We start from the raw sequence: 24,656 nt of genomic DNA on the forward strand, positions 1-24,656 counted from the left end.
CTGCAATTTCTGAGACGCTCGCCGTCCAGCCCCGGATTCCCGGGGCGGCGGATGCTGCGCCCTCACGATCTGCAGGAGTTATGCAAGGGCCGGGCGAGGCATCTGCCCGCGACCCGTTCGCTACCGGCTGCTGATGCCCGCCAGCCGGCCGGCCGCGCGCTCGAGCACGTCCACCTTCTTGCAGTAAGCGAACCGCACCAGGGAGGCGTAATCTGCCCGGTTCGCGGGTGAACAGAAGGCGGCGATCGGCACCGCGACGACGCCGGCGAGCGCCGGCAGGATCCGGCAGAACTCGGCGCCGTCCGGGTAGCCGAGCGGTGCGGCATCCGCCACGATGAAATACGAGCCCTGCGGGCGGCTGACGGTGAAGCCGGCGGTCGTCAGCCCGACCTCGAGCACGTCCCGCTTGGCTTCGAGGTCGGCGGCGATGCCGGTGAAGAAGCTGTCGGGCAGGTCCAGGCCCCGCGCGATCGCCGGCTGGAACGGCGCCCCGTTGACGTAGGTGAGGAACTGTTTCACGGCGAGGATCGCGGTCACCAGAGGCGCCGGTGCGCTCAGCCAGCCGATCTTCCAGCCGGTCGTGTTGAACGTCTTACCCCCGGAGGATATCGTGATGGTGCGTTCGCTCGCTCCGGGCAGTGTCGCGATCGGAACGTGCGCGACCCCGAACGTGAGGTGCTCGTAGACCTCGTCGGTCACGATGAGCGCGTCGTGCCGGTGCGCCAGCTCGACGATGAGCGCCAGCGTTTCGATAGGAAGTACGGTTCCGGTGGGGTTGTGCGGGTTGTTGACGATGATCAGTCGCGTCTTGTCGGTGATCGCGGCGCGGAGCTCGTCCAGGTCGGGCTGGAACTCGGGGGAGCGCAGCCGCACGGTGCGATGGACGCCGCCGCCCAGGGCGATCAGGCCACCGTATGCGTCATAGAAAGGCTCCAGGGTGACGACCTCGTCGCCGGGCTCGATCAGGGCGAGGATCGTGGCGGCGAGGGCTTCGGTGGCGCCCGCGGTCACGAGGACCTCGGTCTCCGGATCGGCCGACAGGCCGTAGAAGCGCTGTTGGTGGCGCGAGATGGCCTCGCGGAGCACGGGCAGTCCCCTTCCCGGCGGGTACTGGTTGACGCCGTCGGAAATCGCCTGGCGTGCCGCCTCGAGTACCTCGGGCGGGCCATCCTCGTCGGGGAACCCCTGGCCCAGGTTGATCGCACCCGTGCGCATCGCGAGCGCGCTCATCTCCGCGAAGATACTGGCCGCGACGGTACCGTCCGCGCCGAGCAGCCCCGCTCCGTCGGCGGTTCGCCGCCAGGCGCCGGTAATCGTCATCGTGTCACCTGCATCCCTACAAGCTACGACATGCCCCGCGCTCCCTGTGGACAGTTCGAGCGGGAACGCGCTCGGTGCCCTAACGTGGCCGCATGCGGACCGTGACGCGCGCACTGCTCACCCTCAGCGCCCTGGTGCTCCTCGGAGGCCCGGCGCTCGCCGGTTGCGCGCCGACGCCCACCCCGAAACCATCCGCAACCGCCACAACGGATGCCCCCGTCTTCGCCTCCGACGCCGACGCTCTCGCCGCGGCAACGGAGGCCTATGCGGCCTATCTCGGCGTAACGGACGCTGTACTTTCGGCGGGGGGCGGTGATGCCGCTCAGCTTGCTGCTGTTGCAGTCGGCGATGCTTTGACGGCCGAGATAAATACTGCCGGCATGTACGCCGAGCGAAAGTACAGATCGATTGGCTCTTCGCAATTCGATTCTGTTCAGATTCAATCCTTGGATGACGACGGTCAAGGTTCTGCGACCGTCACTGCGTACCTATGCTCTGACATTTCAGCAGTGGATGTGGTGGACGAGGCTGGCGTATCGGTCGTCCCTGTTGATCGAGGCGCCAGATTCCCACTGGAGATCACCTTTCGGAATTCTCGAGCACATTCGAGTCAATTGCTAGTTGCATCGAGTGAGATATGGGCCGGAACAGACTTCTGCTAGGGGTGCGTCTCGGCCTGGTGCTCCTTCTGGTCATGGCGTTCTCCGTCGGCCCTAACGGTTCTGCGATTGCGGAGAGCGCGCAGTGTTCCCAAGGCGAACTCAGAGCGGGGCTTTGCTCGGTACCTGATGCAACGGGCGCCATCAACGACGGCGGGGTCGACCTGTCTGCCGGTTATGACAGCGGCGGCGGGGGAGATCAATCCGGCAGCGCGAACGGAGCCGGCGGCGACGCCGGATCAGACAGCGGATCTGACGCCGAATCCGGCACAGGCCCCGGCACAGGCCCCGGCACAGGCCCCGGCGGCCAACCGGGGGCAGCGCCGACCTCCCCCTCTGTGGTCGTCGTGCGGGACGGTTTCACGGTTGTCTGCGATCCGGGAGCTCCCTGCGATCCGAACCTCGTCGTTCGATTCAGCGACCTGGTCAACTTCAAGCCGGCGGAACCCACCCAGAGCATGGAGCCGGACGGGTGGAGCGTGATCGGGCTTCCGGCGAACTTCATCGCCGCGGCATCCGTGCACGGTCGGTCAGGACTGCTGCTCGATTTTCCGGCCGAGGTGCGTTTCACCCCGGTCGGCTACCGCTGGAACTTCGGTGACGGCTCGACCTTGGATTCGCCCTCCGGTGGAGCCACCTGGGCGGACCTGGGCCAGCCCGAATTCTCCGACACGCCCACCAGTCACGAATTCCGAAAATCCGGGGTTCACTCCGTGAGCGTGGTTGTTGTCTACTCCGCCGAGTACCGGTTTGCCGGCCGAGACTGGCGCGGGGTGCAGGGGACGCTCCCGGTAGCGGGAAGCCCGATCAGCGTGGTAATCGGCGACGCCAGAACCGTGCTCGTCGATCGCGAATGCAGCCGCACTCCCGCGGGACCGGGCTGCTGAGCGCGTGCGGTGCCGAGAAGCAGGGCAAGGTCACGGCCTCATCATTGAATGCTCCCAGCCTCCACATACCTTTCGCTCAGGTTCGGGAGCGAAGCTGACATCGCTTGGAAGGAGCACCCAATGACCGACAACACCCAGGAACCCGGCAAGACGCCCGATCACCCGCATGGCTCAGTTCCGTTCGAAGTGAACTCCGTCGGCGAAACAACGTCGGCGACGGATGCCTCCACGACTTCTTCGTCCTCCGCAGAACCCGCCGCCGGCCCCACTGTTCCGGCCTCGACGCCGGGCCGAGCCGCCGATGACCAGTCGACCGAGGTCATCCAGCCCGCATCCACGCCTGCCGCAGCGCCTGCCGCAGCGACTGCCGCAGCAGGGCCAGCCGCCGCGCCTGCCGGCGCAGCGACTGTCGCCCAGCCCACCCTCGCCTACGCCACCGATGCGTTCGGGCGTCCGCTGCCAGGTGGGGCCGGTTCCACCCCGAACTACGCGCCGAACGGGGCTCCGCAGACCTACGCCCACGAAAACGGCTACCCGAACCAGCAGGCCGGGGGGATTCCCCAGAAGGACCAGCAGCGAAGCAAGGGCAGCATCGCCCTGATCGCCGCCCTCGCCATCGGCGCGCTCCTCGGCGGCGCCTCCGGCGCCGGAGTCACCGCGTTCGTGCTCACCAACCAGAGCAGCGGCATCCCGGCCGACCAGGCCACGGGCCCGCAGAGCGTCGTGGTCAACAACACCGACAGCGTCAACCAGATCACCGCGGTCGCGGCCAAGGCCTCGCCCAGCGTCGTGACCATCGACGCGAGCAGCGGCAGCTCCGGGGGAACCGGTTCAGGTGTGGTGCTGACCCAGGACGGCTACGTGCTCACGAACACGCACGTCGTCACCCTCGACGGCGCGGCCGCCGACGCGACCCTCCAGGTCACCGGCAACGACGGCAAGCTCTACGCGGCCACCATTGTCGGCACCGACCCGGTTTCCGACCTCGCCGTGGTGAAGCTCACCGACGCGAAAGGCCTCACTCCGATCGACTGGGCCGACTCCAGCAAGCTCAACGTCGGCGACACGACCATCGCCATCGGAGCCCCGCTCGGCCTGTCCGGCACAGTCACCGACGGAATCGTCAGCGCGCTCAACCGGAGCATCTCGATCGCCTCCTCGGCCGCACCGGATACGCAGGACAACACCGCCCCCAACGACCAGCAGAGCCCCTTCTTCTTCGATCTGCCCGACAAGAACGGCAGCCAGGAGCAGGCGCCCACCACCAGCGGCAGCATCTCGTTGTCGGTCATCCAGACGGATGCCGCCATCAACCCCGGCAACTCCGGTGGAGCCCTCCTCAACGCCAAGGGCGAGCTCATCGGCATCAACGTGGCCATCGCCAACGCGGGCGGATCGTCCTCGTCCGCCGCCGGCAACATCGGAGTCGGGTTCTCGATCCCGTCCAACCTCGCCAAGCGCGTGTCCGAGGAACTGATCAAGAACGGCACGGCCACGCACGGCCTGCTCGGCGCGAGTGTCACCAGCGCGGCCGGAACCGGCCAGAGCGACACCGTGGGGGCCCTGATCAGTGAGGTGTCCTCCGGTGGGGCGGCGCAGAAGGCCGGCCTCCAGAAGGGTGACGTCGTCACGAACTTCAACGGCGTGCCCATCACCGACGCGAACGACCTCACCGCCCAGGTGCGCGCCCTCGCGGCTGGCGACGAAGCCAAACTGACCTACGTGCGTGACGGCAAGTCCGTCACCGTCTCCGTCACGGTGGGTGCCCTCTCCAGCTAGCCCCCGCTCCTTCCAGCGAACGAAGAGCTGCGCCGCCGGTCATGCACCGGCGGCGCAGCTCTTTTTGCTGTCCGCGCCGCGCCCGCGCCGCGCCCGCGCCGGGCCCCGCGCCGCGTCTGACGCGCACCCGGACGGGCGGGAATCGGCCCGATGCGGGCCGGAAAGGCACGGCTGGTAGGCTCGGACATCCCTCCAGAAGAATGGAAATATGATCAGCCAGGAGCCCTCTGCCGGAGGCACGTCCCTGCTCGGGGTTTCCTATGTGATGCCGGTGCTGAACGATGTGACGCACGTTCGGGCCGCCGTGACCAGCCTCCTCCGCCAGGACTACACGGGGCCGTTCGAGGTCACCGTAGCCCTCGGTCCGAGCATCGACGGCACCACCGAACTGGTCGAGGAAATGGTCGCTGTCGATCCGCGCATCCGGATCGTGGCGAATGAAATCGGGTCGACCCCGGCCGGCCTCAACATCGCCATCCGGGCCTCGAGCTATCCCGTCGTGATCCGCGTGGACGCCCACTCAGTCCTGCCCCCGGACTACGCCCGGATCGCCGTCGAGACGCTCGAGCGCACCGGCGCCGACAATGTGGGCGGCGTCATGGACGCCCAGGGCGAGAGCCCGTTCCAAAAGGCCGTCGCACGGGCCTACGGCACGAAGATCGGCCTTGGGGGAACGCCGCTCCACGTCGGCGGCACCGAAGGGCCCGCCGAAACCGTGTACCTGGGCTGTTTCCGAATGGACAGCATCGTGCGCGTCGGCCTCTTCGACGAGGGCATCAAACGGGGTCAGGACTGGGAGCTCAACCGGCGCCTGCGGGAGCAGGGCGGCACGGTCTGGTTCACGCCCCGGCTCCGGGTGGTCTACCGCCCGCGCCCGAGCCTGTCCCGCCTGGCCCGGCAGATGGTGTCCACCGGCCTGTGGCGTGGAGAGCTCGCCCGGCGGTACCCGGAATCCAACGGCATCCGCTACTTCGCCCCGCCCGTGATGGTGCTGGGCGTCGTGCTCGGACTCCTCGCCGGTCTGGGTGGCCTGGTGCAGCTCCTGACCGGAGGGGCGCCGTGGCTGCTCCTCGGATTGCTCGTGCCCGTCGCCTACCTGCTCATCGTCGCAGCGGCCACGGTTGCCGTCACGCGACCGGACGGGTTTCGTGCCGCGCTGTGGTTTCTCGTAGTCTTGCCGTGCATTCACTTCTGCTGGGGCATCGGATTCCTGCTCGGATACCTGAAACTCACCACCAACATCACGGCCCACACCGGGAGGCAACTATGACGTCAGGGACGCCAGCGGCGACTCGACCCTCCTCGATCGCGGAGTTGCGTGAGGTGGCGCAGCCGCCCGAGGTGAGGTTGCGCGCGAATGCCGAGCACTGGACGGCATCGCTCTATCTGCGCGATATCTCCCCGTATTTGACCTGGATGCTGCTGAAGACCAGCATCTCGGCGAACGGCGTCACCGGGCTGATGATCCTGGTCGGCTGGTCCACCGCTGCCGCACTGCTCATCCCCGGCATCTGGGGCGCGCTGCTGGCGCTCCTCCTCGGCCAGTTGCAGATGCTGGTCGACTGCTCCGACGGGGAGGTCGCCCGCTGGCGCCGGCAGTCTTCACCGGCCGGAGTGTTCCTGGACAAGGTCGGGCACTACACGACCGAGGCGCTCATCCCCATCGCCCTGGGCATCCGGGCCGCGTTCTACCCGTTCGAGGCCCCGGCCGACTTCCTGTGGACCACCCTCGCACTGCTTCTCGCGCTGATCATCGTGCTGAACAAGGCGCTCAACGACATGGTGCATGTGGCTCGCGCGAACGCCGGACTCACCAAGCTCGCCGACCGGAAACACGAGCAGACCCCCACCTCGAGCCTGATCGCCAAGGCCCGCAGGCTGGCCCGGTTCCTGCCGTTCCACCGCCTCTACCATTCGGTCGAACTCACCATCCTGATCTTCGCCTCCGCGGTCATCGGCACACTCATCGGCGAGCCCGTGGTCGACCGCGTGCTGCTGGCCACCCTGGTCCCGCTGGCCTTCATTTCGCTGGTGGGCCATTTCGTGGCCATCATGGCGTCCAAGCGTGTCCGGTCCTAGCGCCTCGCCCGTCGACTCCACCCTGCCGACGGTCGGAGTGGTGGTGCTCACCCAGGGCACCCGGCCGGACGATCTCGAGCGCGGCATCCGGAGCCTGCTCCTGCAGCAGGACGTTCGCCTCGACATCGTGTGCGTCGGCAACGGATGGCAGCCGACCGGGCTGCCCTCCGGAGTCAAGGCTCTGGGGCTGCCCACGAACCTGGGCATTCCGGCGGGGCGCAATCGCGGGGTTTCGCAGGTCGCGGGGGAGTACCTCTTCTTCCTCGACGACGATGCGAGCATTCCCGACCCCCTATTCCTGGTCGACGCCATCGGGATGCTGAGGGCAGACCGCACCATCGGCCTGCTGCAGCCCCGGGTCGTCGATCCCGCCGGGATCGCGTCACCGAGGCGGTGGATTCCGCGCATTCGCAAGGGCGAGGCCACCGCGTCGAGCAACGTCTTCTCGGTCTGGGAAGGCGCCGTGCTCCTTCCTCGGGCCGTCTTCGACGCCACGGGCGGCTGGGGGGAACCCTACTTCTACGCGCACGAGGGCATCGAACTGGCGTGGCGGGTCTGGGACCAGGGCTTCCGCGCCTGGTACGCCGGGAACCTCGTGGCGAACCACCCGGTGATCCAGCCGACCCGGCATGCCGACTACTACCGCCTCAACGCGCGCAACCGCGTGTGGCTCGCCCGCCGCAATCTTCCGGCGCCCCTGATCCCCGTGTACGCCGGGTCCTGGCTGCTGATCCAACTGGTCCGCTGGGCCCGCAACCCCACCGCCCTCCGGGCCTGGCTGGGTGGATTCCGCGAAGGCTGGGCCACATCCCCGGGCGGGCGACGCCCCCTCCGCGCACGCACGGTATGGCGGATGTCCCTGGCCGGGCGCCCTCCCGTCGTCTAACGATCCGCCTGCTATCGGTCCCGTTCGGGGGCCAGGCGGCATCGTCGAATCGGCATCGAAAGGTACTCTTGACCCGTGGGTATACAACGAGACGTCAGGCTTGGATTCAAGCTGGTCAAGGACGTCACGGCGTCCCGCAGGGCACAGCGACTGCTGAACGGCCGCCTGGCCACGCGGGAGCCGCTGCCGGGGCGGCACTTCAAGATCGCCGTCTACTTCGCCGACGGCCCGGTCAACCTCTACCAGATGCGCCAGTGGTACAAACCCCTCGCGAAGCTCGCCGAGACCTGGCCGGTGCTCGTGCTCAGTCGCAACGGAGCGGGAGCCCTTCCCCTGATCGACGAATCCCCGGTGCCGGTGGCCTACGTGAGGCGGGTCGCCGACCTTGAGCGTGTGCTGGCCGAGCAGGATATCCGCATCGTGTTCTACGTCAACCAGAACTCACGCAACTTCCAGATGATGCGTTACGGTCGCTGCTGGCACGTTTTCATCAACCATGGTGAGAGCGACAAGATGTACATGGTGACCAACCAGATCAAGGCCTACGACTACGCCTTCGTCGCGGGGGAGGCCGCCCTCGCCCGTCTCGGCAAGGTGCTCTGGGACTACGACTTCGACAAGCGGGCCATCAGGATCGGGCGTCCGCAGGCCGACCACTACTCCGGGACCACGGCCATCGCCCCCGACGAGCGCCAGGTCGTGTTGTACGCACCGACCTGGGAGGGGGACCGCCCGTCCGCCGCATACGGCTCCATCGCCACGCACGGTGTCGACCTCGTCGCGGCTCTCCTCGCCTCCGGGCGTCACCGGGTCATCTACCGTCCTCACCCGCGTAGCGGCGTCGTGGACAGCGCATACGGCGCGGCCAACAAGCAGATCATTGCTGCCATCGCGGCCGCGAACGAGCGAGACGCGTCCGCCGGACACATCTACGATTCGGGCCCCGAACTGGGCTGGCAATTGTCGGCAGCGGATATCGCGATCGTCGACATCTCCGCCATGGTCTACGACCGGCTTGCCACGGGCAAGGCTCTGATGGTGACCCGCCCGGCAGACCCGAGCGCGCAGATCGACTCGAGCGGCTATCTCTCGGACTGCGAGTGGCTGTTCGACGGCCAGACCGGGAATATCGTTGCGGTCCTGGACGAGCTCACCCACGACGATGCGGCGGAAGCCAGGCTCACGGTCTGGGTGCAGCGCTACTTCGGCGACACGAATCCCGGGGTCGCGACGGAGCGCTTCCACGTCGCCGTGCAACACCTGATGAACGAGTGGGATCGTTTCGACACGGCCAACCCGCGCACCGACCACATCGAGGCGTCGTCGGAGCAGGGATCTCTGTCAGCGGACGACGGCCCGGACATCGAGCTTCTCTAGTCTGCGTGCCGGCAGCACCCTGGACTTCCATCCAGTGGAAGTTGTCGGTGGATCGCGCTAGCGTGTCGGGGTATGAGCGGAAAACCAGCGCACACAACGGCGGCGGACGGGCTGTCGGCCCCGGTCGCCGTCGACAATCGTTCCGTCGCGGCCCGACTCTTCGCCATTCTCGACGCGTTCACCGCGCCCGCCGGGGCGACCTCTCTCACCCTGACGCTGACGGCCATCGCCCAGCGGGCCGGCCTGCCGCTTTCGACCACGCACCGGCTGGTCGCGGAGTGGGTTGGTTGGGGCGGCCTGACCAAGCACGACAACGGACAGTACTCGCTCGGCATGAAGCTGTGGGGCCTGCCCTGGCGCTACGGGCCGGATGGCGAGGTGACGGTGTCGTCCCCGCCCAAGCAGACCCGCACCTTCTCCTCCCTGCGCGGCGGGGAGAAGGAGTACGTGCTCGAAGAGGCCATCGTCACCGACTACACCCTCGTGCGCGCGGCCAAGGGCGACCGGCACGGCAACCTCGTGTTCGAGAAATCGGCCCGCAACTTCAACCCGGTCGCCGGCATGGCCGGTCGCATCACCATTGCCGAGGTCGACGAACTGGTCGAACCGGGTAAGATCGACCCCGACCAGGTGCACCTCGCCGGGATTTATGTGAACCGCATCGTGCAGCTCGGCGCGGTGGACGCCGCCGATCTGCCGATCGAGAAGACGACGACGCGGCCACGGCCGTCGGCATCCGCCGTGGCGCATTCACCCCCGGACGAGACCGGAGCGAACTGATGGCCCTCACCCGCAACGAGATGGCGGCCCGGGCCGCCCAGGAACTTGCCCCCGACTCCTACGTCAATCTCGGTATCGGCCTGCCGACACTCATCCCCAACTTTCTGCCGGACGGTGTGCACGTGGTTCTGCACTCCGAAAACGGTGTGCTCGGCGTCGGCCCGTACCCCTGGGAGGGCGAGGAAGACCCGAAACTCATCAACGCCGGGAAGGAAACCGTCACCGTCAACCCCGGCGCCGCCTACTTCGACTCGGCACAGAGCTTCGGCATGATCCGCGGCGGCCTGATCGACGTCGCCGTGCTCGGCGCCATGCAGGTGTCTGTCGTCGGCGACATCGCAAACTGGGCCGTGCCCGGCAAGATGATCAAGGGCATGGGCGGCGCGATGGACCTCGTGCACGGTGCCGACACGGTGCTCGTCGTCATGGAACACCTGACCAAGACCGGAGAATTCAAGATCAAAAAGGCCTGCGACCTGCCGCTCACCGGCAAGGCCGTCGCGACCCGCATCATCACCGACCTCGCCGTGATCGATGTCAGCCCGGCCGGACTCGTGCTGCGCGAACTCGCGCCGGGCGTCACCGTGGCCGAGGTCCAGGCCGCCACCGAGGCGACGCTGCTCGTGCCAGGGCCGCCGCTCACGATTCGCACCTTGCTCACCGAAATGGTCGCCGGATGACCGCGCTGCGCGAGGTCGTCATCTGCGAACCGCTCCGCACCCCCATCGGTCGTTTCGGCGGAGCTTTCAAGACCGTGGCGCCCGCCGACCTCGCCGCGGCGGTGATCGCCGCGCTGCTCGAACGCACCCACCTCGACGGCGCGCTCGTCGACGACGTCATCTTCGGCCAGGCCTACCCGTCCGCCGAGGCCGCACCGGTCGCCCGGGTCGCTGCCCTCAACGCGGGCCTGCCGGTGACTGTGGGCGGCGTGCAGGTCGACCGCCGCTGCGGCTCCGGTCTGCAGGCCGTCCTCGACGCCGCCATGCAGGTGCAGACCGGCGCCAGCGACCTCGCCATCGCCGGCGGCGTCGACGTGATGAGCCAGGCCCCGTTCTACACGGTCGATTCCCGCTGGGGCGTGGGTGGCACCGCCGGAATGCTGCTGCGCGACGCACTCGGCCGCGGCCGAGAGACCGCCGGCGGTCGGCGTTTCCCGGTTCCCGGCGGCATGCTCGAAACTGCCGAGAACCTGCGCCGCGACTACGGAATCGACCGCGTCGAACAGGACGAACTCGCCGTGCGCTCCCAGCAGCGTGCGCTGGCCGCCGTCGCAGACGGTCGTTTCCTCGACGAAATCGTCCCGGTCATCGTGCCCGGTCGCAAGGGCGCTGTTGTGGTTTCGGCCGACGAGACCCCCCGCGCGACCAGCCGTGAGGCCCTCGCCGGCCTGCGCCCCATCCTGCTGACCACGGATGCGGCATCCACTGTCACCGCCGGAAATGCCAGCGGGCAGAACGACGCGGCCGCCGCCTGCATCGTGACCACGCCCGAGCGCGCCGCCGAATTCGGACTCACACCGCTCGTGAGTCTCCGGTCGTGGGCCCGGGCCGGCGTCGACCCGTCGCGGATGGGCCTCGGCCCGGTGCCCGCCACCGCGAAGGCACTTGAACGCGCCGGGCTCGTACTCGCCGACATCGACCTGATCGAGCTCAACGAGGCCTTCGCCGCGCAGTTTCTCGCCGTCTCGCGCGAATGGAACTTCACCGACGCCGACTGGGACCGCACCAACGTGAACGGCTCCGGCATCTCCCTCGGCCACCCGGTGGGCGCCACCGGCGCGCGGATCCTCGCAACGGCCACCCGGCAGCTGCAGCGCACGGAGGGCCGTTTCCTGCTCGAAACCATGTGCATCGGCGGTGGCCAGGGCCTGGCCGCCGTCTTCGAACGGGTGTGACCGGGGCGCACGACCGGGACCAGGCCAGGCCTTTCGATGTCGCTACACGGGGGCTGGGCCGGACGCGGGATTGCCGGCCGGTTCCTGTGGACCTCGCGCGGGCTGCATCCGTCGCCGCGGGGACAGCCGGCCGGACAGCCCGGACAGGGTCCTGCGGTTGAAGACGGCGATCCGGCGCGCCGCGGTGCCTTCGCCCACGACGAGATCCGGCATTTTCGGGTCGAGGTCGGGGCTGAAGCCGGCCGGCGGCAGGCCGAATGCCATCCGCGAGGTCTGCACCACCCGCTTGCCGAGGATGTTGTTGCCGGCACCGCCGACGATCGCGCCGACACCGAACGGGAGGGCCTTTCCGATGAAGCTGGCCCCGCCCCTGGCCGCGAACTGCCGGAGGAAGCTGCTCTTCAATCGGTCCGTCAGCGGCCCCATGATGGCTCGGGGGAGGCTGGTGGTGACGAGTTCGCCCCAGTAGACGTTGCGCGCGGCCCCATTGCCCGTGGCCTGGCCGGCCAGCTGGCGCACGAGTTCCGATCCTTCGTGTCCGAGCATCATCGTCATCACCAGGGCGCGGGCGCGTTCCGGGTCGGCGACGGCGATGCCGTGCACCTCGCTCACCGATTGGGTGAACAGGGCCGTCGCTTCGAGGAAGCCGGCCGTTTCCACCCCGGACAGGGCCAGGGTGATGCCGGTGGTCACGCCCGGGATGACCGCTGTCGCGCCGACGGCCGCGCCGCCGGTGGTGACGGCGGCGACATAGCGCCGTTCGAGGATGACGATGATCTCGACCGGGGTCGCGTGAGGGGACCGCCGGCGGATCGCGCGGATGTGCGCCAGCACGGCCGGGCGGTGGATCGCCATCACACGGTCGAAGCCCGCGATGACTCCGGACGGCAGTTGCCCGCCCTGGGGCAGACCGCCCGTTGTCGACACCATTGGTTGTGGCTTTCTGGCCATCAGAGCACGCTCCTTCGAATTCTCGATGAGTTTACGTGTCTCAGATGGGCCACTGGTGGGAATCGCCGGGCGCGCCTATACAGGGAGGATGTCTGACCCGAAATCGGAAGCATCGCGCATCCTCGGACTGAGGTTACGGCGCCGGCGACGCCAGCTCGCCCTCAATCAGGAGGCCGTGGCGCTCCTGGCCGGGCTCAACGTGTCGAATTATGCGCGTATCGACCGCGGTCACGGCAATCCGACGTTTCACACGCTGATTCGGCTCGCAACGGTGCTCGGCCTGGAGCCAGGCGATTTGATGACCGGGTTCAGCGCCGAGCAGTTGCCGCCCACACGCGACAGTCTCACGCGGTCGACCGGCTCGACGTGGACGGGCCAGATCAGGCCGACTTGATGCCGTACTGGGTGTTGTACAGCGCCAGGACCTCGTCGATGGGCGCATCCAGTACCAGCTTGCCCTTGTCCAGGTACAGACCCCGGGTGCAGAACCGGCGTAGGTCCCGTTCGTTGTGCGAGACGAAAAACAGTGTCCGTCCGCCCGCGAGGAGCTCCTCGATGCGCCGGTAGCATTTCTCCCGGAAGGCCTTGTCGCCCACGGCGAGTACCTCGTCGACGAGGAGGATCGGTTCCTCGAGGCGGGAAATGACGGCGAAAGCGATGCGCACCTTCATCCCGCTGGACAGGTGCTTATAGGGCGTGTCGACGAAATCGGCGATCTCGGCGAATTCGATGATCTCGTCAAAGCGCACGTTGATCTGCTTTTTCGTCATGCCGTGCAGGCCCGCTGTGAGGTACACATTGTCGCGCACGCTCAGGTCGTCGACGAACCCGCCGGTGATCTCGATCAGCGGGGCGACGCCCTCCGTCACGTGCACGGTGCCCTCGTCGGGCAGCACGACGCCGGTGACGAGTTTCAGGAGGGTGGACTTGCCCTGGCCGTTGCGACCGACCACGCCGATCGCCTCGCCGCGCTGCACGGAGAAGGACGCGTTCCGCAGCGCCCAGAACTCGCCTGGGCGGATCCGCCGCTTGCTGCCGGCGAACATGTCCTTGAACGTGCGGCGGCCGCGCCGATTTCGTCGAAAACGGATGCCGACCCCCGTCAGGGTGATCACCGGTGCCGGCACTAGATCTCCTTCAAGACTGCGCGCTCCGTGCGCGTGAAGACAACGAGCCCGCCCAGGAGCAGCGCAAGCGACATTGCGGCGCTGACACCGACGACGGCCCAGTTGAGCTGCCCAGGGAAGAACGCTGCGCGATACAGGCTGAAGATGCCGCTGAGCGGGTTGAATGCCGCCCAGAACTGCAGTTGTTCCGGTAGGTCGGTGGTGCCGTAGATGATCGGGGAGGCGTAGAAGAGGAAACGCAGCACGAGCTTGACGGCGCGCTCCAGATCGCGGAAGAAGACCACCAGCGGAGCGACGATGAGGCCCACCCCGACAGTCAGCACCGCCTGGATCAGGATGGCCAGCGGGAAGAAGACGGCGTCGAGGTTGATCTGCGCGCCGGAGAAGACCGCGAACAGCACCAGTACCGGAATGGACGCCAGGAACTCGATCCCCTTGGAGAGAACCAGCCGGTTGACCCAGATCGTGCGGGGGATCCTCGTCGACCGGATGAGCTTTGCTTCCCGAAGGAACGCCCGGGTGCAGTCGGAGACCGTGCCGTTGAACCACATCCAGGGCAGCAGGGCGGCGAGGAGGAACACGATGTACGGCTCGTTGCCCACGCCGCGCTGGAAGACCTGCGTGAAAACGAACCAGTAGATCCCGGCCATCACGAGCGGGTCGAGGATTGACCAGAAGTAGCCGAGCAGCGACGTCGAATACCGCACGCGCAGGTCCCGCTGAGTGAGCAACCAGAGGGAATGACGATATCGGGCGGAAGACGTGCGCTGCTCAGGGCGCACTTCCGCGTAACTACTCACGCGCTCTATCGTAGGGCCGCAAGACGCGGCCCCAGGTGCCAACGCCTGGAGGAACAGGCCTAGACGAACAGGTTGGCCCGCTCGAGATCCTCGGCGAAGTCGACCTCGACGGCATAGAAGTCGGAGATGTCGAGCGGTTCGACCAGCAGGTTGTTCTTCTCGATGGCAAGTTCGATGCCGCGCTCGAAGTAGTCCTGGTCGCCCACCTTCGTCAGGTGGTGAAGCAGAACGGCCTTGTAGGCGCTGGAGATGTAGTTGATGCCGACGGCTTCGCCGAGGCCGCCCTTGACGGTCTTCGACAGTTCCTTGATGTAGCCCTCGGCGCTGGTCGTGTACTTGACCTCTTCGTCGGACACCTTGGAGGTGTTGACGGTCACGAAGGACTGGTCGCGAGCCACCATGGCGGCGGCGCGATCGAGGATGGCGGGGTCGAAGACGACGTCGCCGTTCATCCACAGCACTCCGCCGGTGGTGGAGGCCTGCAGGGCACGCATCAGGCTCTTCGACGTGTTCGTCTGGTCGTATTCTTCGTTGTAGACGAAGGATGCCTGCGGGAAGGCCTCGATGATGTGCTCGAGCTTGTAGCCGACGACGATGGTGACCTTGGCCTTCTTGCCGAAGGCGTGCCCGATGTTGTCGAACTGCTGCTGCATGATCGTTCGACCGTCGTTGAGTTCGGTGAGCGGCTTCGGGAGCGAACGGCCGAGTCTGCTGCCCATGCCTGCTGCCAGAATGACTACCTGAGTGGTCACGATTGTCTCCTTCAAAAAGTTTTGGGACCGAGACAACACTCGTAGTGGGACAGAGTTTGTCTAGGGTTCACCCATAAGGTCACGTATAGACACACCGTTATGCCCGCTTCAGAATACCTTAAGGGCCATATCCGGGGGAAGAGCATGCTCGTAACGTGTTGCTTTCGTGACCCGACCGGTGTCCCGGGCACCGCAGAATGTGTCTTTGGCTGACCCCCCAAACCTGCGGTGTCAGACGGTCCTTGGTAGGTTAGCGAGGTGACTGACGTGCCCCCCAATTCCGAGCCCCGCGAGCCGAGGACTGCAGTACCGAGGCAGGTTTCCGCTGAATCAGAGGCCACGGCGACCCTGCCTGTGCGCAAGATGCCGGTGCGTAAATCCACGGTCCGAACGGCCCCGGCGCGCACGCCGGGTACCCCCCGTCCGGCCACAGCGCGCCCCACCACCGCCTCCGCCAGGGCAGCCGCGGCGGATCTCGGTGCCGATTCCGCTCCCGCTTCCGCGCTCACCGCGCCGAAGAAGCCGGTGGCCAGGGCCAGGCCCACGAAGGCCGTCGGGGCGTCGACTCCCGCCCGCGAGTCGGCGGCGGGCGAAGCCGTCTCCTCCGCCCCGGCGGCCACTCCCCGGACACCGTCCGCCCGGACGGCCGCGGCAAGGGCGACCGCCGCCCGCACGGCGGCGGCGAAGTCGGAGTCCGCCGTGAAATCGGGCGTGGCACGGGCCGGCGCGGCCAAGGCCACGGCCACCAAGACCAGCTCGGCGAAGGCCAGCGCAGCCAAAGCCAGCGCCGCCAAGGCCAGTGCGGCGAAGGCTGCAGCCGTTCGCGCGGCTGCGCTCCAGGCGTCGACCGGTCGGCTGGTTCCGGAGCCTGCCGGAAGCGGCGACGACTCGTCGGCCGGGGCCGCGGCATCCGTCGTCGACGGAGTGCCGTTTGTCGCGGACGTGCCGCTTGCACTCGAGGTGGCGGATGTGCCCCTCGCCGCGGACGTGCCGCTGGTCGCGGTGGCACCCGTTCGCGTCGAACCCGTCGTTGAACCTGTTGCCGACCCCCATGCCGTTGAGTCCGTCGTCGTTGAGTCCGTCGTCGTTGAGCCAGTCGTCGCGGAGCCGAAGCGTCCCGCATCCAACCGCACGCCCCGGAAGTCCGCGGTCGCACCGGTCGCGCCCACAGACCCTGCGGCGCCGATCGTCCTGGCCGTGAGCGGCCTGCGGAAGAGCTTCGGCCAGACCGTCGCCGTGGCGGGGGTCGACCTCGAGGTGCGGACCGGATCGTTCTATGGGATCGTCGGGCCCAACGGCGCCGGCAAGACCACGACGCTGTCCATGATCACCGGCCTGCTGCGGCCGGATGAAGGCTCAGTGACGATCAACGGGATCGACGTCTGGGGGAGTCCGATCGCAGCCAAGCGCCTGATCGGAGTGCTTCCTGACCGGTTGCGGCTGTTCGACCGGCTGACCGGCGCCCAGCTCATCTACTACTCCGGAGTTCTGCGCGGGCTCGATGCCGTGACGGTGCGGAAGCGTTCGGCGGACCTGGCCGTGGCCTTCGGGCTGGAGGAGGCTCTCAACCGGCTGGTCGCCGACTACTCGGCCGGTATGACGAAGAAGATCGCCCTGGCCTGCGCCATGATCCACTCGCCACGCTTGCTGGTACTCGATGAACCGTTCGAATCCGTGGACCCGGTCTCGGCCGTCAACGTCACCGAGATCCTGCAGAAGTACGTGGCCAGCGGGGGCACGGTCGTGCTCTCCAGTCACGGTATGGACATGATCCAGCGGGTCTGTGACCATGTGGCCATCATCGTGCAGGGTGCCGTTCTGGCGTCCGGCACCGTTGACGAGGTGCGCGGTGAGTCGACGCTCGAGGAACGGTTCATCGAACTGGCCGGCGGTCGCAAAGTGGCGGAGGGCATGGAGTGGTTGCACAGTTTCTCGGACTGAGACTCCGTCTGCTCGCCAATCTCTTCCGGCGCAGCCCCTGGCAGATCGTGGGCATCGCGATCGGGCTTTTGTACGGGCTCGTCCTAGCGCTGGGCCTTCTGGTTCTGCTGGTGGGGCTGCGATTCACCGGTGACGTCGAGGCCATCCGCGACGGCATGGTCGTCTGCGGGGCATTCGTCATGCTCGGCTTCCTGCTGGTCCCGCTCGTGTTCGGCGTCGACGACGCGATGGACCCGCGCAAGTTCGCGATCATGGGCATTCCGAATCGGCAGCTGTCGCTCGGACTGGCGGTGTCCTCGGTCATCGGGGTGCCCGCGTTCGTACTGGCTCTGGTTCTTCTCGGCACCGTCGTGACCTGGTCGCGGGGCATCCTCGAGACACTCCTGGCCCTGGTGTCCGCCGTTGTGCTGCTGGCCACGTGCATGCTGGCGTCGCGGGTCAGCACGTCCCTGGCCGCATTCCTGCTGGCGACCCGCCGGTCGCGCGAGTTCACCGGAATCATCGGCGTGCTGGTGCTGGTCATGATCGCGCCCGTCGTGCTCCTGGCCCTCAACTTCGACTGGGAACAGTACGGCCTCGACCTGCTCGGAGGGCTGTCCGCGATTCTCGGCTGGACGCCGCTGGGCGCGGCCTGGGCCGTTCCGGGAGACGCGGCGACGGGTTCCTGGGGCACGGCTTTCCTGAAGCTCCTCGTGGCACTGGCGACGGTCTACGTGCTGTGGCAGGCGTGGCAGGGCCTCGTCGCCCGGATGCTGGTCACGCCGGGTCGGGAAGCCCCGGCTCGTCAGTACGGCGGTCTCGGGTGGTTCGACCGCATGCCGCACACGCCCGTCGGCGCCATCGCCGCCCGCAGCCTCACCTACTGGCGCCGCGACTCGCGGTACTGGATGTCGCTGATCATGATTCCGATCATCCCGGTGCTCGTGATCATCCCGTTGAACTTCGCCGGGATCCCCCTGTCCTACCTCGCACTGCTCCCGGTGCCCCTGATGAGCGTCTTCCTGGGCTGGACGCTGCACAACGACGTGGCCTTCGACCACACCGCCGTCTGGCTGCACGTGGCTTCCGGCACCCGCGGTTTATCCGACCGGCTCGGCCGCCTCGTTCCGGGCCTGATGGTGGGCATCCCCTTGATCGGCATCGGGTCGGCGATCAGCATTTCCGTCTACGGCGACTGGACCGCCCTGCCTTCGGTGCTGGGAGTGAGCACGTGCATCCTGCTGACCGGGCTTGGCTTCTCGAGTTACGCCTCAGCGCGGTTCCCGTACCCGGCGACGAAACCCGGAGACAGCCCCTTCTCCCAGCCGCAGGCATCGGATACTCCGGCGGCCTTGATCCAGTCCCTGACGTTCGCCGGCTCGATCGCCCTGTCCCTCCCGGCCATCGCCTGCGGACTGCTGGGGGTCTTCGTCAGCCCGATCTGGCATCTGCCGGCCCTCCTGCTGGGCGTGGGCGTGGGCATCCTGACCCTGACTCTCGGGGTCTGGCTGGGCTCGCGGGCGTTTGATCGACGGGGCCCGGAGATGCTCGCCTCAGCAATCCGCGCCTGACCTGGTGCTCCCTGCCGTTTCCGAGCGGGGTTGCCTAGAATGTCAGGCATGACTGAAGACTTCCGTGCGAGCATCGCAGAACCCGGCAGCCCCGGCGCCGGCGGCGGCACATCCACGCTGGACCGCGAACTCGAAGAACTCCTCAACCGGGAGCAAATCGAGCCGGGCGACCACGAACGTTTCTCGCACTACGTGCCCAAGGACAAGATCCTCGAGTCCGCCATCTCCGGCAAGCCGGTGAAGGCACTGTGCGGCAAGAAGTGGCTGCCGGGACGCGACCCGGAGAAGTTCCCGGTCTGCCCGACCTGCAAGGCGATCTACGAGAAGATGAAGGCCTCCTGACCCCCAAGCGCTGACCGTGCGGCGGTACGGCCCTGGCGGAGCGGTAGGGCCCTAGCGGTACGGTTCTAGCGGTACAGGGTCGGCAGAACGGGGTCTCCGCGCCCCAGGCGGAACGCTTCCATCGGCAGTTCCTGCATGACGGATGCGTGGTGGGCGCGGGCGAGCAACGTTCCGGCCGTTCCGAGGTAGCGGTCGTCGAACACGCCGGCGGTCACCAGCGGCACGAGCAGTACGCGGTCCCGCCCCTCCGGCTCGGCGGGCGGGGCGGCATCCGCCGGATCCTCGCCGATCAGGACGACCTCGGCGCGGGCGATCCCCGCCGCGTCGAGTTGCCGCACGGACCGCTTGCGCCCGCCGACCGAGATCTTCGCGGGAGACGTCTTGGCGACCGAGACCCATTCACCGGCGTCGTCCCGGTGGGCCACCAGCTTGTAGACCATGCCCGCCGCGGGGGACCCGGATCCGGTCACGACCGAGGTGCCCACCCCGAAAGCGTCGACGGGCGATGCGGACAGCGCCGCGATGGAGTACTCGTCGAGGTCGCTGGTGACCGTGATGCGGGTGTTGACGGCGCCGAGCGAGTCCAGCCGGGCGCGGGCGCTCGCGGCCACGGTCGGCAGGTCGCCGGAATCGATGCGGATGGACCCGAGCTCCGGGCCGGCCACGTCGACCGCCAGCCGGATGCCCTTCTCGACGTCGAAGGTGTCCACCAGCAGCGTCGTCGCCGGGCCGAAAGCGGCCACTTGCGCGCGGAAGGCGTCTTCCTCGCTGTCGTGGAGGAGGGTGAAGGAGTGGGCGGCCGTGCCCATCGTGGGCACACCCCAGCTGCGTCCGGCTTCGAGGTTGCTGGTCGAGGCGAACCCGGCGATGTAGGCGGCACGGGCGGCGGCCACGGCGGAGTACTCGCCCGTGCGCCTCGATCCCATCTCGGCCAGGGGCCTGCCCAGACTCACCGACACCATCCGCGCGGCCGCGCTGGCCACGGAACTGTCGTAGTTGAGCACGCTGAGGATGAGGGTCTCGAGGATCACGCACTCGGCGAAGCTGCCGTCGACCGTGACCAGGGGGGAGCCGGGAAAGTACGCCTCGCCCTCCTGGTAGCCCCAGATGTTGCCTCGGAAGGCGTAGTTCGCGAGCCAGTCGAGGGTGGGCTCGCGAACCACCTTATTGTCACGCAGCCAGGTGAGCTCGGCATCCTCGAACCGGAACGAACGGATCAGTTCGAGCAACCTGCCGGTGCCGGCCACGATGCCGTAGCGGCGGCCGGAGGGCAGTCGGCGTGCGAAGGCCTCGAACTGGCACTCCCTATCGGCGGTGCCGCTCTGGATCGCGGCATCCACCATCGTGAGCTCGTAACGGTCGGTGCGGAACGCTGAGGATTCGGTCACTCGGAAAGCCTATCCCTCGGCCTGACTCGGCCTCGTCAAAGAGTTCGGCTTACAGCGCCCCGAAGGCGACGATGCAGTTCTGGCCGCCGAAGCCGAAGGCGTTGGCCAGCGCGAACTTCACCGGCTTCTCCCGGGCCACCCTGGGCACGTAGTCGAGCGTGCAGTCCGGGTCGGGGGTCGTGTAGTTGATCGTGGGTGGGATGATTCCGGTGCGGATCGATAGCGCGCAGAGCAGGCCGGAGAGGGCGCCCGCGGCCCCGATCATGTGGCCGGTCATCGATTTGGGTGCGGTGACGGCGATGGAATCGGCAGCCTGACCGAGCGCCTGGCGGATCGCCGAGGTCTCGGCCCGGTCGTTGGCCTGGGTGGAGGTGCCGTGGGCGCAGATCATGTCGATGTCGCTCGGGTTCAGCTTCGACTTGATGAGGGCGCGGGTCATGGCCAGGCTCGCGAATTTGCCGGTGGGTTCGGGCGCGACGATGCTGTGGCCGTCGCTGGTGAGGGCGCCGCCCAGCACCTCGGCGTAGATCTGGGCACCGCGGGCGCGGGCGTGGGAGAGCAGCTCCATCACGAAGACGACCGCTCCCTCCCCGAAGACGAGTCCGTTGCGGTCGGCGTCGAATGGGCGGGAGGCCTCGGCCGGCGAGTCGTTGTTCGTGGAGGCCGCGTGCATGGCGTTCAGTCCGGCGAACATGACGGGCGTGATGGCGGCCTCGACACCGCCGGCGATGACGACGTCGGCGTCGCCCATGATGAGCATGGTGCGGGCTTCGAGGAGCGCATAGGCCCCGCTGGCGCAGGCCAGGGCGCTCGCGTTGACCGGGCCGTGGATGCCGAGGTCGATCGCGACCTCGCAGGCGGCCATGTTCAGCAGGGCCGAGGGCACGAAGCGCGGCGGGATGCGCCGGGAGTCTCCGGAGTTGACGAGCTCGGTTGCTTCCTGGATCTCCGCGAAACCGCTGACGGCGCTGTTGACGACGACAGCCGTGTCGATCCCTTCCATCGAGGTGCCGAAGCCGGCATCCGCCACCGCCTCACGGGCCGCGGCGATCGCGAGCCGCGAGGACCGGGAGGCGCGCTTGACCTGCTTTACGGCCATATGGTCGGCCGGAATGAAGTTCTTCACCTCGCCGGCGATCTGCGTCGGCAGACCGGTGGGATCGAACTGGGTTATCCGGGCGACGCCGCTGCGCCCGTTGGTGAGGCCTGACCACGTGTCGCGCCAATTGTTCCCCAGCGGCGTCAAGGCGCCCAGCCCGGTGATTACAACTCGATCATTCACGGTGATCATCTCCTCAAACGGCGAATGTGACGCCATCTTTGTGCGGATCTCGTCGGTTGGCGGCACCCGTATTTCGAGTGTAGTTACGGCCATATTCCCTTCTCGGTACGTGCCGGCATCCGTGCCGTGAGTCTGGGAATGCGCCCTGAAAGCACTCAGTTCCGCGGCCCGGACTGCAGGCGACCGCGCTGTCGGGCGAGCTGTCAGGGAATCCGGGTAGGCTCGTCTGTCGTGACGGATGCACCGATAGGAATCTTCGATTCCGGAGTGGGCGGCCTGACCGTCGCCCGGGCGATCAAGGATCAGCTGCCCAACGAATCGATCCTCTATATCGGCGACACGGAGCACTCCCCGTATGGTCCGAAGAAGATCGCAGATGTGCGCGGCTTCGCCCTGAAGGTGCTCGACGACCTGGTCGCGCAGGACGTGAAGATGCTGGTGATCGCCTGCAACACCGCGTCGGCTGCCGTGCTGCGGGACGCCCGCGAGCGCTACAGCGTTCCCGTGGTGGAGGTCATCCAGCCGGCGGTGCGGAGCGCCGTCCGCGCCACCCGCAACAACCGTGTCGGCGTGGTCGGCACCCTCGGCACCGTCAACTCCCTCGCCTACGACGACGCGTTCGCCGCGGCCACGAACATCCGGCTCTTCACCCAGGCCTGCCCCCGATTCGTGGAATTCGTCGAGGCGGGCGTGACCACCGGTGACGAGCTGCTCGCCGTCGCCGAGGAGTACCTCGCCCCGTTGCAGGCCGCGGAGGTCGACACCCTCGTCCTCGGCTGCACCCACTACCCGTTCCTGCGCGGCGCCATTTCGTACGTGATGGGCGACGCGGTCACCCTCGTCTCCAGCGACACCGAAACCGCCAACGACGTGTACCGGCTGCTCGTCAGCCAGGGCCTGGCGCGCACCGAGGCTGCGCCCCCCAGCTACCGGTATGAGGCCACCGGCGACAGCGCCGAGGATTTCCTTCGCCTGGCCCATCGCCTGATCGGACCGGAAATCTCCCGGGTCGACCTGGTCGAGACCGGCTCATTCAGCCTGAGCGAACTTGCCGAGTTCGCCGCTTCGCACCCCACCATCACCAAGGAGATCTCGTGACCGATATTGTGCGCGTAGACGGACGAACCACTGACCAGCTGCGCCCCGTCACGATCGAGCGAGGCTGGAGCGACCAGGCCGAGGGCTCCGCACTGATCTCGTTCGGACGCACGAAGGTTCTCTGCACAGCCTCCTTCACCAACGGCGTTCCGCGCTGGATGGCCGGCAAGGGCAAAGGCTGGGTCACGGCAGAGTACTCCATGCTGCCGCGTTCCACCGATTCCCGGATGGACCGCGAGTCGGTCAAGGGCCGGATCGGCGGCCGCACCCACGAGATCAGCCGTCTGGTCGGGCGGAGCCTGCGCGCCGTCGTCGACATGAAGGCCCTCGGCGAGAACACCATCGTGCTGGACTGCGACGTGCTGCAGGCCGACGGCGGCACCCGCACGGCGGCCATCACGGGTGCCTACGTCGCCCTCGCGGACGCGCTCGAGTGGGGCCGGGAGAAGAAGTTTCTCAGCCAGAAGGCTCAGCCGCTCATCGACAGCGTCTCGGCCATCTCCGTCGGCATCGTCGGCGGCGTGCCCATGCTCGACCTCGCCTACGTCGAGGACTCCAAGGCCGAAACCGACATGAACGTCGTCGTCACGGGCCGCGGCCTCTTCGTCGAGGTTCAGGGAACGGCCGAGGGTGCTCCCTTCGACCGGCAGGAGCTGAACTCGCTACTCGACCTGGCACTGGCGGGCACGGTGTCCCTGACCGAGTTCCAGAAGACGGCACTGGGGCGTTAGGGCCGTGCAGGTCGTTCTCGCCACCCACAATCCGCACAAGGTCGAGGAGCTGCGTCGCATCCTCGCCCCGAAGCTCCCCGCACTCGAGGTTCTCGCCTATGACGGCCCGGAGCCGGTCGAGGACGGCGCCACCTTCGCCGAGAACGCCCTGATCAAGGCGCGCGCCGCCGCCGCGCACACCGGGCTGCCGGCGATCGCCGACGACTCGGGGATCTGCGTAGACGTGCTGGGCGGGTCGCCCGGGATCTTCTCCGCCCGGTGGGCCGGTCCCGCAAGGGACTCGGACGAGAACCTGCGGTTGCTGCTCTGGCAGCTCGGTGACATGGGCGCCGAACACCGCGGGGGCCACTTCACCTGCGTGGCCGCGCTCGCGCTGCCCGACGGCACGGAATGGCACGTGACCGGTGAATGGCCGGGGCAGATCCTGACCGCGCCGAGCGGCTCCGGCGGTTTTGGCTACGACCCGATCTTCCTGCCCGACGGCTACGCCATCTCCGCCGCCGAGCTGACGCCCAACGTGAAGAACGAGCACAGCCACCGGGCCCGTGCCTTCGACAAGCTGATCCCGGTGTTGCAGACCCTGCTCGCGGTGTGACCTTCCCCGTCCCACCGCCCCGCCCCTGAACCAATTCGACGGAGATATTGCTCTAAACAGGCGGTTTCGAGGCTTTCGGGGCCGTTTCGGGCAGATTCTCCGTCGAATTGGTTCGGGGCCGGGCCCTGACGGGTGGGCTCGGACCCGGTGGGCTCGGACCCGGCGGGAGCAGGCGCGGTGCTCGATCCCGGAGAGGGGCCAACTGGCGGGGCGGCGTCGCTCGCCATACCGTGGACGCATGGGACACGATCACGCGCACACCTCGCAGACGAACCGCGCGCGGCTGTCGTTGGCGATCGGCATCGTCGCGACCGTGCTCGTGGTCGAAATCATCGGTGCCCGGAAGATGTCAACCTATGTGAGTCAGTTTCCTTAGGCGGTCATTGAGTTCGTTCCTTCCTTTTCGGGTTCGTTGATCCACGTCGTCGTCGGGAATGT

Annotated in this window: 25 protein-coding genes; 18 read left to right on the plus strand and 7 right to left on the minus strand. The window is 67.7% G+C overall.

Features of this window, described 5'->3' with window-relative positions; genetic code table 11:
• Positions 1 to 120: 120 nt before the first annotated feature.
• On the minus strand, positions 121 to 1,320 hold the full coding sequence (locus tag E3O49_RS05400) for a pyridoxal phosphate-dependent aminotransferase (RefSeq protein WP_134404463.1): 1,200 nt from the start codon (positions 1,318 to 1,320) through the stop codon (positions 121 to 123).
• Between the two features lie 101 nt (positions 1,321 to 1,421).
• On the opposite strand from E3O49_RS05400, the gene E3O49_RS16755 reads away from it, so the two are divergent.
• The 10 genes from E3O49_RS16755 to E3O49_RS05450 all read left to right on the plus strand — a co-directional run bounded on the left by E3O49_RS16755 (position 1,422) and on the right by E3O49_RS05450 (position 11,661).
• Positions 1,422 to 1,982, plus strand: a complete 561-nt coding sequence (locus E3O49_RS16755; protein WP_179954734.1) for a hypothetical protein — start codon at positions 1,422 to 1,424, stop codon at positions 1,980 to 1,982.
• Positions 1,983 to 2,317: 335 nt separating this feature from the next.
• Positions 2,318 to 2,866: a PKD domain-containing protein gene (locus tag E3O49_RS05410; RefSeq protein WP_134366030.1), complete on the plus strand. Its 549-nt coding sequence runs from the start codon at positions 2,318 to 2,320 to the stop codon at positions 2,864 to 2,866.
• Positions 2,867 to 2,986: 120 nt separating this feature from the next.
• The gene (locus E3O49_RS05415) at positions 2,987 to 4,645 is read left to right on the plus strand and encodes a S1C family serine protease (RefSeq protein ID WP_134366029.1); all 1,659 of its coding nucleotides are present in this window, start codon (positions 2,987 to 2,989) and stop codon (positions 4,643 to 4,645) included.
• Between the two features lie 208 nt (positions 4,646 to 4,853).
• Entirely contained in the window at positions 4,854 to 5,915 is a 1,062-nt protein-coding gene (locus E3O49_RS05420) for a glycosyltransferase family 2 protein (protein WP_244285253.1), read from the plus strand.
• Positions 5,912 to 6,724 carry a CDP-alcohol phosphatidyltransferase family protein gene (locus E3O49_RS05425; RefSeq protein WP_134366028.1) on the plus strand — a complete coding sequence of 271 codons (813 nt, stop codon included), beginning with the start codon at positions 5,912 to 5,914 and terminating at the stop codon, positions 6,722 to 6,724. The genes E3O49_RS05420 and E3O49_RS05425 overlap by 4 nt, the downstream gene beginning before the upstream one ends.
• Complete coding sequence (locus E3O49_RS05430) at positions 6,711 to 7,610, plus strand: glycosyltransferase family 2 protein (RefSeq protein ID WP_134366027.1); 900 nt, start codon at positions 6,711 to 6,713, stop codon at positions 7,608 to 7,610. Before E3O49_RS05425 ends, E3O49_RS05430 begins: the two co-directional genes overlap by 14 nt.
• Positions 7,611 to 7,685: 75 nt before the next feature.
• A complete protein-coding gene (locus E3O49_RS05435; protein WP_179954735.1) occupies positions 7,686 to 8,987 on the plus strand; it encodes a hypothetical protein in 1,302 nt (433 codons plus the stop codon).
• Between the two features lie 72 nt (positions 8,988 to 9,059).
• Positions 9,060 to 9,767 (plus strand): CoA-transferase, encoded by a 708-nt coding sequence (locus E3O49_RS05440; RefSeq protein WP_134451100.1) that lies wholly within the window; start codon positions 9,060 to 9,062, stop codon positions 9,765 to 9,767.
• Positions 9,767 to 10,447, plus strand: coding sequence for a 3-oxoacid CoA-transferase subunit B (locus E3O49_RS05445; protein ID WP_134366025.1), 681 nt, complete (start codon positions 9,767 to 9,769; stop codon positions 10,445 to 10,447). Before E3O49_RS05440 ends, E3O49_RS05445 begins: the two co-directional genes overlap by 1 nt.
• Positions 10,444 to 11,661 carry an acetyl-CoA C-acetyltransferase gene (locus tag E3O49_RS05450; RefSeq protein ID WP_174235678.1) on the plus strand — a complete coding sequence of 406 codons (1,218 nt, stop codon included), beginning with the start codon at positions 10,444 to 10,446 and terminating at the stop codon, positions 11,659 to 11,661. Before E3O49_RS05445 ends, E3O49_RS05450 begins: the two co-directional genes overlap by 4 nt.
• 42 nt (positions 11,662 to 11,703) lie before the next feature.
• On the opposite strand, the gene E3O49_RS05455 is transcribed toward E3O49_RS05450, so the two are convergent.
• Positions 11,704 to 12,612, minus strand: a complete 909-nt coding sequence (locus tag E3O49_RS05455) for a hypothetical protein (protein WP_241975893.1) — start codon at positions 12,610 to 12,612, stop codon at positions 11,704 to 11,706.
• 88 nt (positions 12,613 to 12,700) lie between these two features.
• Here E3O49_RS05455 and E3O49_RS16485 point away from each other — a divergent pair, with 88 nt between their 5' ends.
• Positions 12,701 to 13,006, plus strand: a complete 306-nt coding sequence (locus tag E3O49_RS16485) for a helix-turn-helix domain-containing protein (RefSeq protein WP_160141025.1) — start codon at positions 12,701 to 12,703, stop codon at positions 13,004 to 13,006.
• Here the strand turns inward: E3O49_RS16485 and E3O49_RS05465 are convergent.
• Genes E3O49_RS05465 through E3O49_RS05475 form a run of 3 tightly spaced genes read right to left on the minus strand, consistent with a single transcriptional unit; the run spans position 12,993 to position 15,291 of the window.
• Positions 12,993 to 13,739, minus strand: a complete 747-nt coding sequence (locus E3O49_RS05465; protein ID WP_134451102.1) for an ABC transporter ATP-binding protein — start codon at positions 13,737 to 13,739, stop codon at positions 12,993 to 12,995. The two genes, E3O49_RS16485 and E3O49_RS05465, sit on opposite strands and share 14 nt — an antisense overlap.
• Positions 13,739 to 14,539, minus strand: a complete 801-nt coding sequence (locus E3O49_RS05470) for an ABC transporter permease (RefSeq protein ID WP_241975892.1) — start codon at positions 14,537 to 14,539, stop codon at positions 13,739 to 13,741. Before E3O49_RS05470 ends, E3O49_RS05465 begins: the two co-directional genes overlap by 1 nt.
• A gap of 59 nt (positions 14,540 to 14,598) precedes the next feature.
• The gene (locus E3O49_RS05475) at positions 14,599 to 15,291 is read right to left on the minus strand and encodes a phosphocholine cytidylyltransferase family protein (RefSeq protein WP_134366022.1); all 693 of its coding nucleotides are present in this window, start codon (positions 15,289 to 15,291) and stop codon (positions 14,599 to 14,601) included.
• 369 nt (positions 15,292 to 15,660) lie between these two features.
• Here E3O49_RS05475 and E3O49_RS17035 point away from each other — a divergent pair, with 369 nt between their 5' ends.
• Genes E3O49_RS17035 through E3O49_RS05490 form a run of 3 tightly spaced genes read left to right on the plus strand, consistent with a single transcriptional unit; the run spans position 15,661 to position 19,124 of the window.
• Positions 15,661 to 17,232: an ABC transporter ATP-binding protein gene (locus E3O49_RS17035; RefSeq protein ID WP_241981010.1), complete on the plus strand. Its 1,572-nt coding sequence runs from the start codon at positions 15,661 to 15,663 to the stop codon at positions 17,230 to 17,232.
• Positions 17,208 to 18,782 carry a hypothetical protein gene (locus E3O49_RS05485; protein WP_241981009.1) on the plus strand — a complete coding sequence of 525 codons (1,575 nt, stop codon included), beginning with the start codon at positions 17,208 to 17,210 and terminating at the stop codon, positions 18,780 to 18,782. The genes E3O49_RS17035 and E3O49_RS05485 overlap by 25 nt, the downstream gene beginning before the upstream one ends.
• A gap of 48 nt (positions 18,783 to 18,830) precedes the next feature.
• On the plus strand, positions 18,831 to 19,124 hold the full coding sequence (locus E3O49_RS05490) for a DUF3039 domain-containing protein (RefSeq protein WP_134366020.1): 294 nt from the start codon (positions 18,831 to 18,833) through the stop codon (positions 19,122 to 19,124).
• 65 nt (positions 19,125 to 19,189) lie between these two features.
• Here the strand turns inward: E3O49_RS05490 and E3O49_RS05495 are convergent, their stop codons facing one another.
• Both E3O49_RS05495 and E3O49_RS05500 read right to left on the minus strand, forming a co-directional pair.
• Positions 19,190 to 20,512: a nicotinate phosphoribosyltransferase gene (locus tag E3O49_RS05495; protein WP_134366019.1), complete on the minus strand. Its 1,323-nt coding sequence runs from the start codon at positions 20,510 to 20,512 to the stop codon at positions 19,190 to 19,192.
• Between the two features lie 49 nt (positions 20,513 to 20,561).
• On the minus strand, positions 20,562 to 21,794 hold the full coding sequence (locus tag E3O49_RS05500) for a beta-ketoacyl-[acyl-carrier-protein] synthase family protein (RefSeq protein WP_198417471.1): 1,233 nt from the start codon (positions 21,792 to 21,794) through the stop codon (positions 20,562 to 20,564).
• A 231-nt stretch (positions 21,795 to 22,025) separates the two neighbouring features.
• Here E3O49_RS05500 and murI point away from each other — a divergent pair, with 231 nt between their 5' ends.
• The 4 genes from murI (at position 22,026) to E3O49_RS16490 (ending at position 24,594) form a co-directional block, all read left to right on the plus strand.
• Positions 22,026 to 22,892 (plus strand): glutamate racemase, encoded by an 867-nt coding sequence (gene murI / locus E3O49_RS05505; RefSeq protein ID WP_134366018.1) that lies wholly within the window; start codon positions 22,026 to 22,028, stop codon positions 22,890 to 22,892.
• Positions 22,889 to 23,623: a ribonuclease PH gene (gene rph, locus E3O49_RS05510; RefSeq protein ID WP_134366017.1), complete on the plus strand. Its 735-nt coding sequence runs from the start codon at positions 22,889 to 22,891 to the stop codon at positions 23,621 to 23,623. Before murI ends, rph begins: the two co-directional genes overlap by 4 nt.
• A 4-nt stretch (positions 23,624 to 23,627) precedes the next feature.
• Entirely contained in the window at positions 23,628 to 24,218 is a 591-nt protein-coding gene (gene rdgB, locus E3O49_RS05515) for an RdgB/HAM1 family non-canonical purine NTP pyrophosphatase (RefSeq protein WP_134366016.1), read from the plus strand.
• Positions 24,219 to 24,456: 238 nt separating this feature from the next.
• Positions 24,457 to 24,594, plus strand: coding sequence for a hypothetical protein (locus E3O49_RS16490; RefSeq protein ID WP_160141026.1), 138 nt, complete (start codon positions 24,457 to 24,459; stop codon positions 24,592 to 24,594).
• Positions 24,595 to 24,656: the final 62 nt, after the last annotated feature.

Origin of the sequence: Cryobacterium shii (genome assembly GCF_004402595.1) — a bacterium.
Classification (GTDB): Bacteria; Actinomycetota; Actinomycetes; order Actinomycetales; family Microbacteriaceae; genus Cryobacterium; species Cryobacterium shii.

Excerpts from the sequence above, each read along its gene's own strand:
- E3O49_RS05400 (WP_134404463.1), bottom strand. The coding sequence starts at position 1,320 with ATGACGATTACCGGCGCCTGGCGGCGAACCGCCGACGGAGCGGGGCTG.
- E3O49_RS05420 (WP_244285253.1), top strand. The coding sequence starts at position 4,854 with ATGATCAGCCAGGAGCCCTCTGCCGGAGGCACGTCCCTGCTCGGGGTT.
- E3O49_RS16490 (WP_160141026.1), top strand. The coding sequence starts at position 24,457 with ATGGGACACGATCACGCGCACACCTCGCAGACGAACCGCGCGCGGCTG.
- E3O49_RS16485 (WP_160141025.1), top strand. The coding sequence starts at position 12,701 with ATGTCTGACCCGAAATCGGAAGCATCGCGCATCCTCGGACTGAGGTTA.
- E3O49_RS05455 (WP_241975893.1), bottom strand. The coding sequence starts at position 12,612 with ATGGCCAGAAAGCCACAACCAATGGTGTCGACAACGGGCGGTCTGCCC.
- E3O49_RS05440 (WP_134451100.1), top strand. The coding sequence starts at position 9,060 with ATGAGCGGAAAACCAGCGCACACAACGGCGGCGGACGGGCTGTCGGCC.
- E3O49_RS05490 (WP_134366020.1), top strand. The coding sequence starts at position 18,831 with ATGACTGAAGACTTCCGTGCGAGCATCGCAGAACCCGGCAGCCCCGGC.
- E3O49_RS05450 (WP_174235678.1), top strand. The coding sequence starts at position 10,444 with ATGACCGCGCTGCGCGAGGTCGTCATCTGCGAACCGCTCCGCACCCCC.
- E3O49_RS05415 (WP_134366029.1), top strand. The coding sequence starts at position 2,987 with ATGACCGACAACACCCAGGAACCCGGCAAGACGCCCGATCACCCGCAT.
- E3O49_RS05445 (WP_134366025.1), top strand. The coding sequence starts at position 9,767 with ATGGCCCTCACCCGCAACGAGATGGCGGCCCGGGCCGCCCAGGAACTT.
- E3O49_RS05425 (WP_134366028.1), top strand. The coding sequence starts at position 5,912 with ATGACGTCAGGGACGCCAGCGGCGACTCGACCCTCCTCGATCGCGGAG.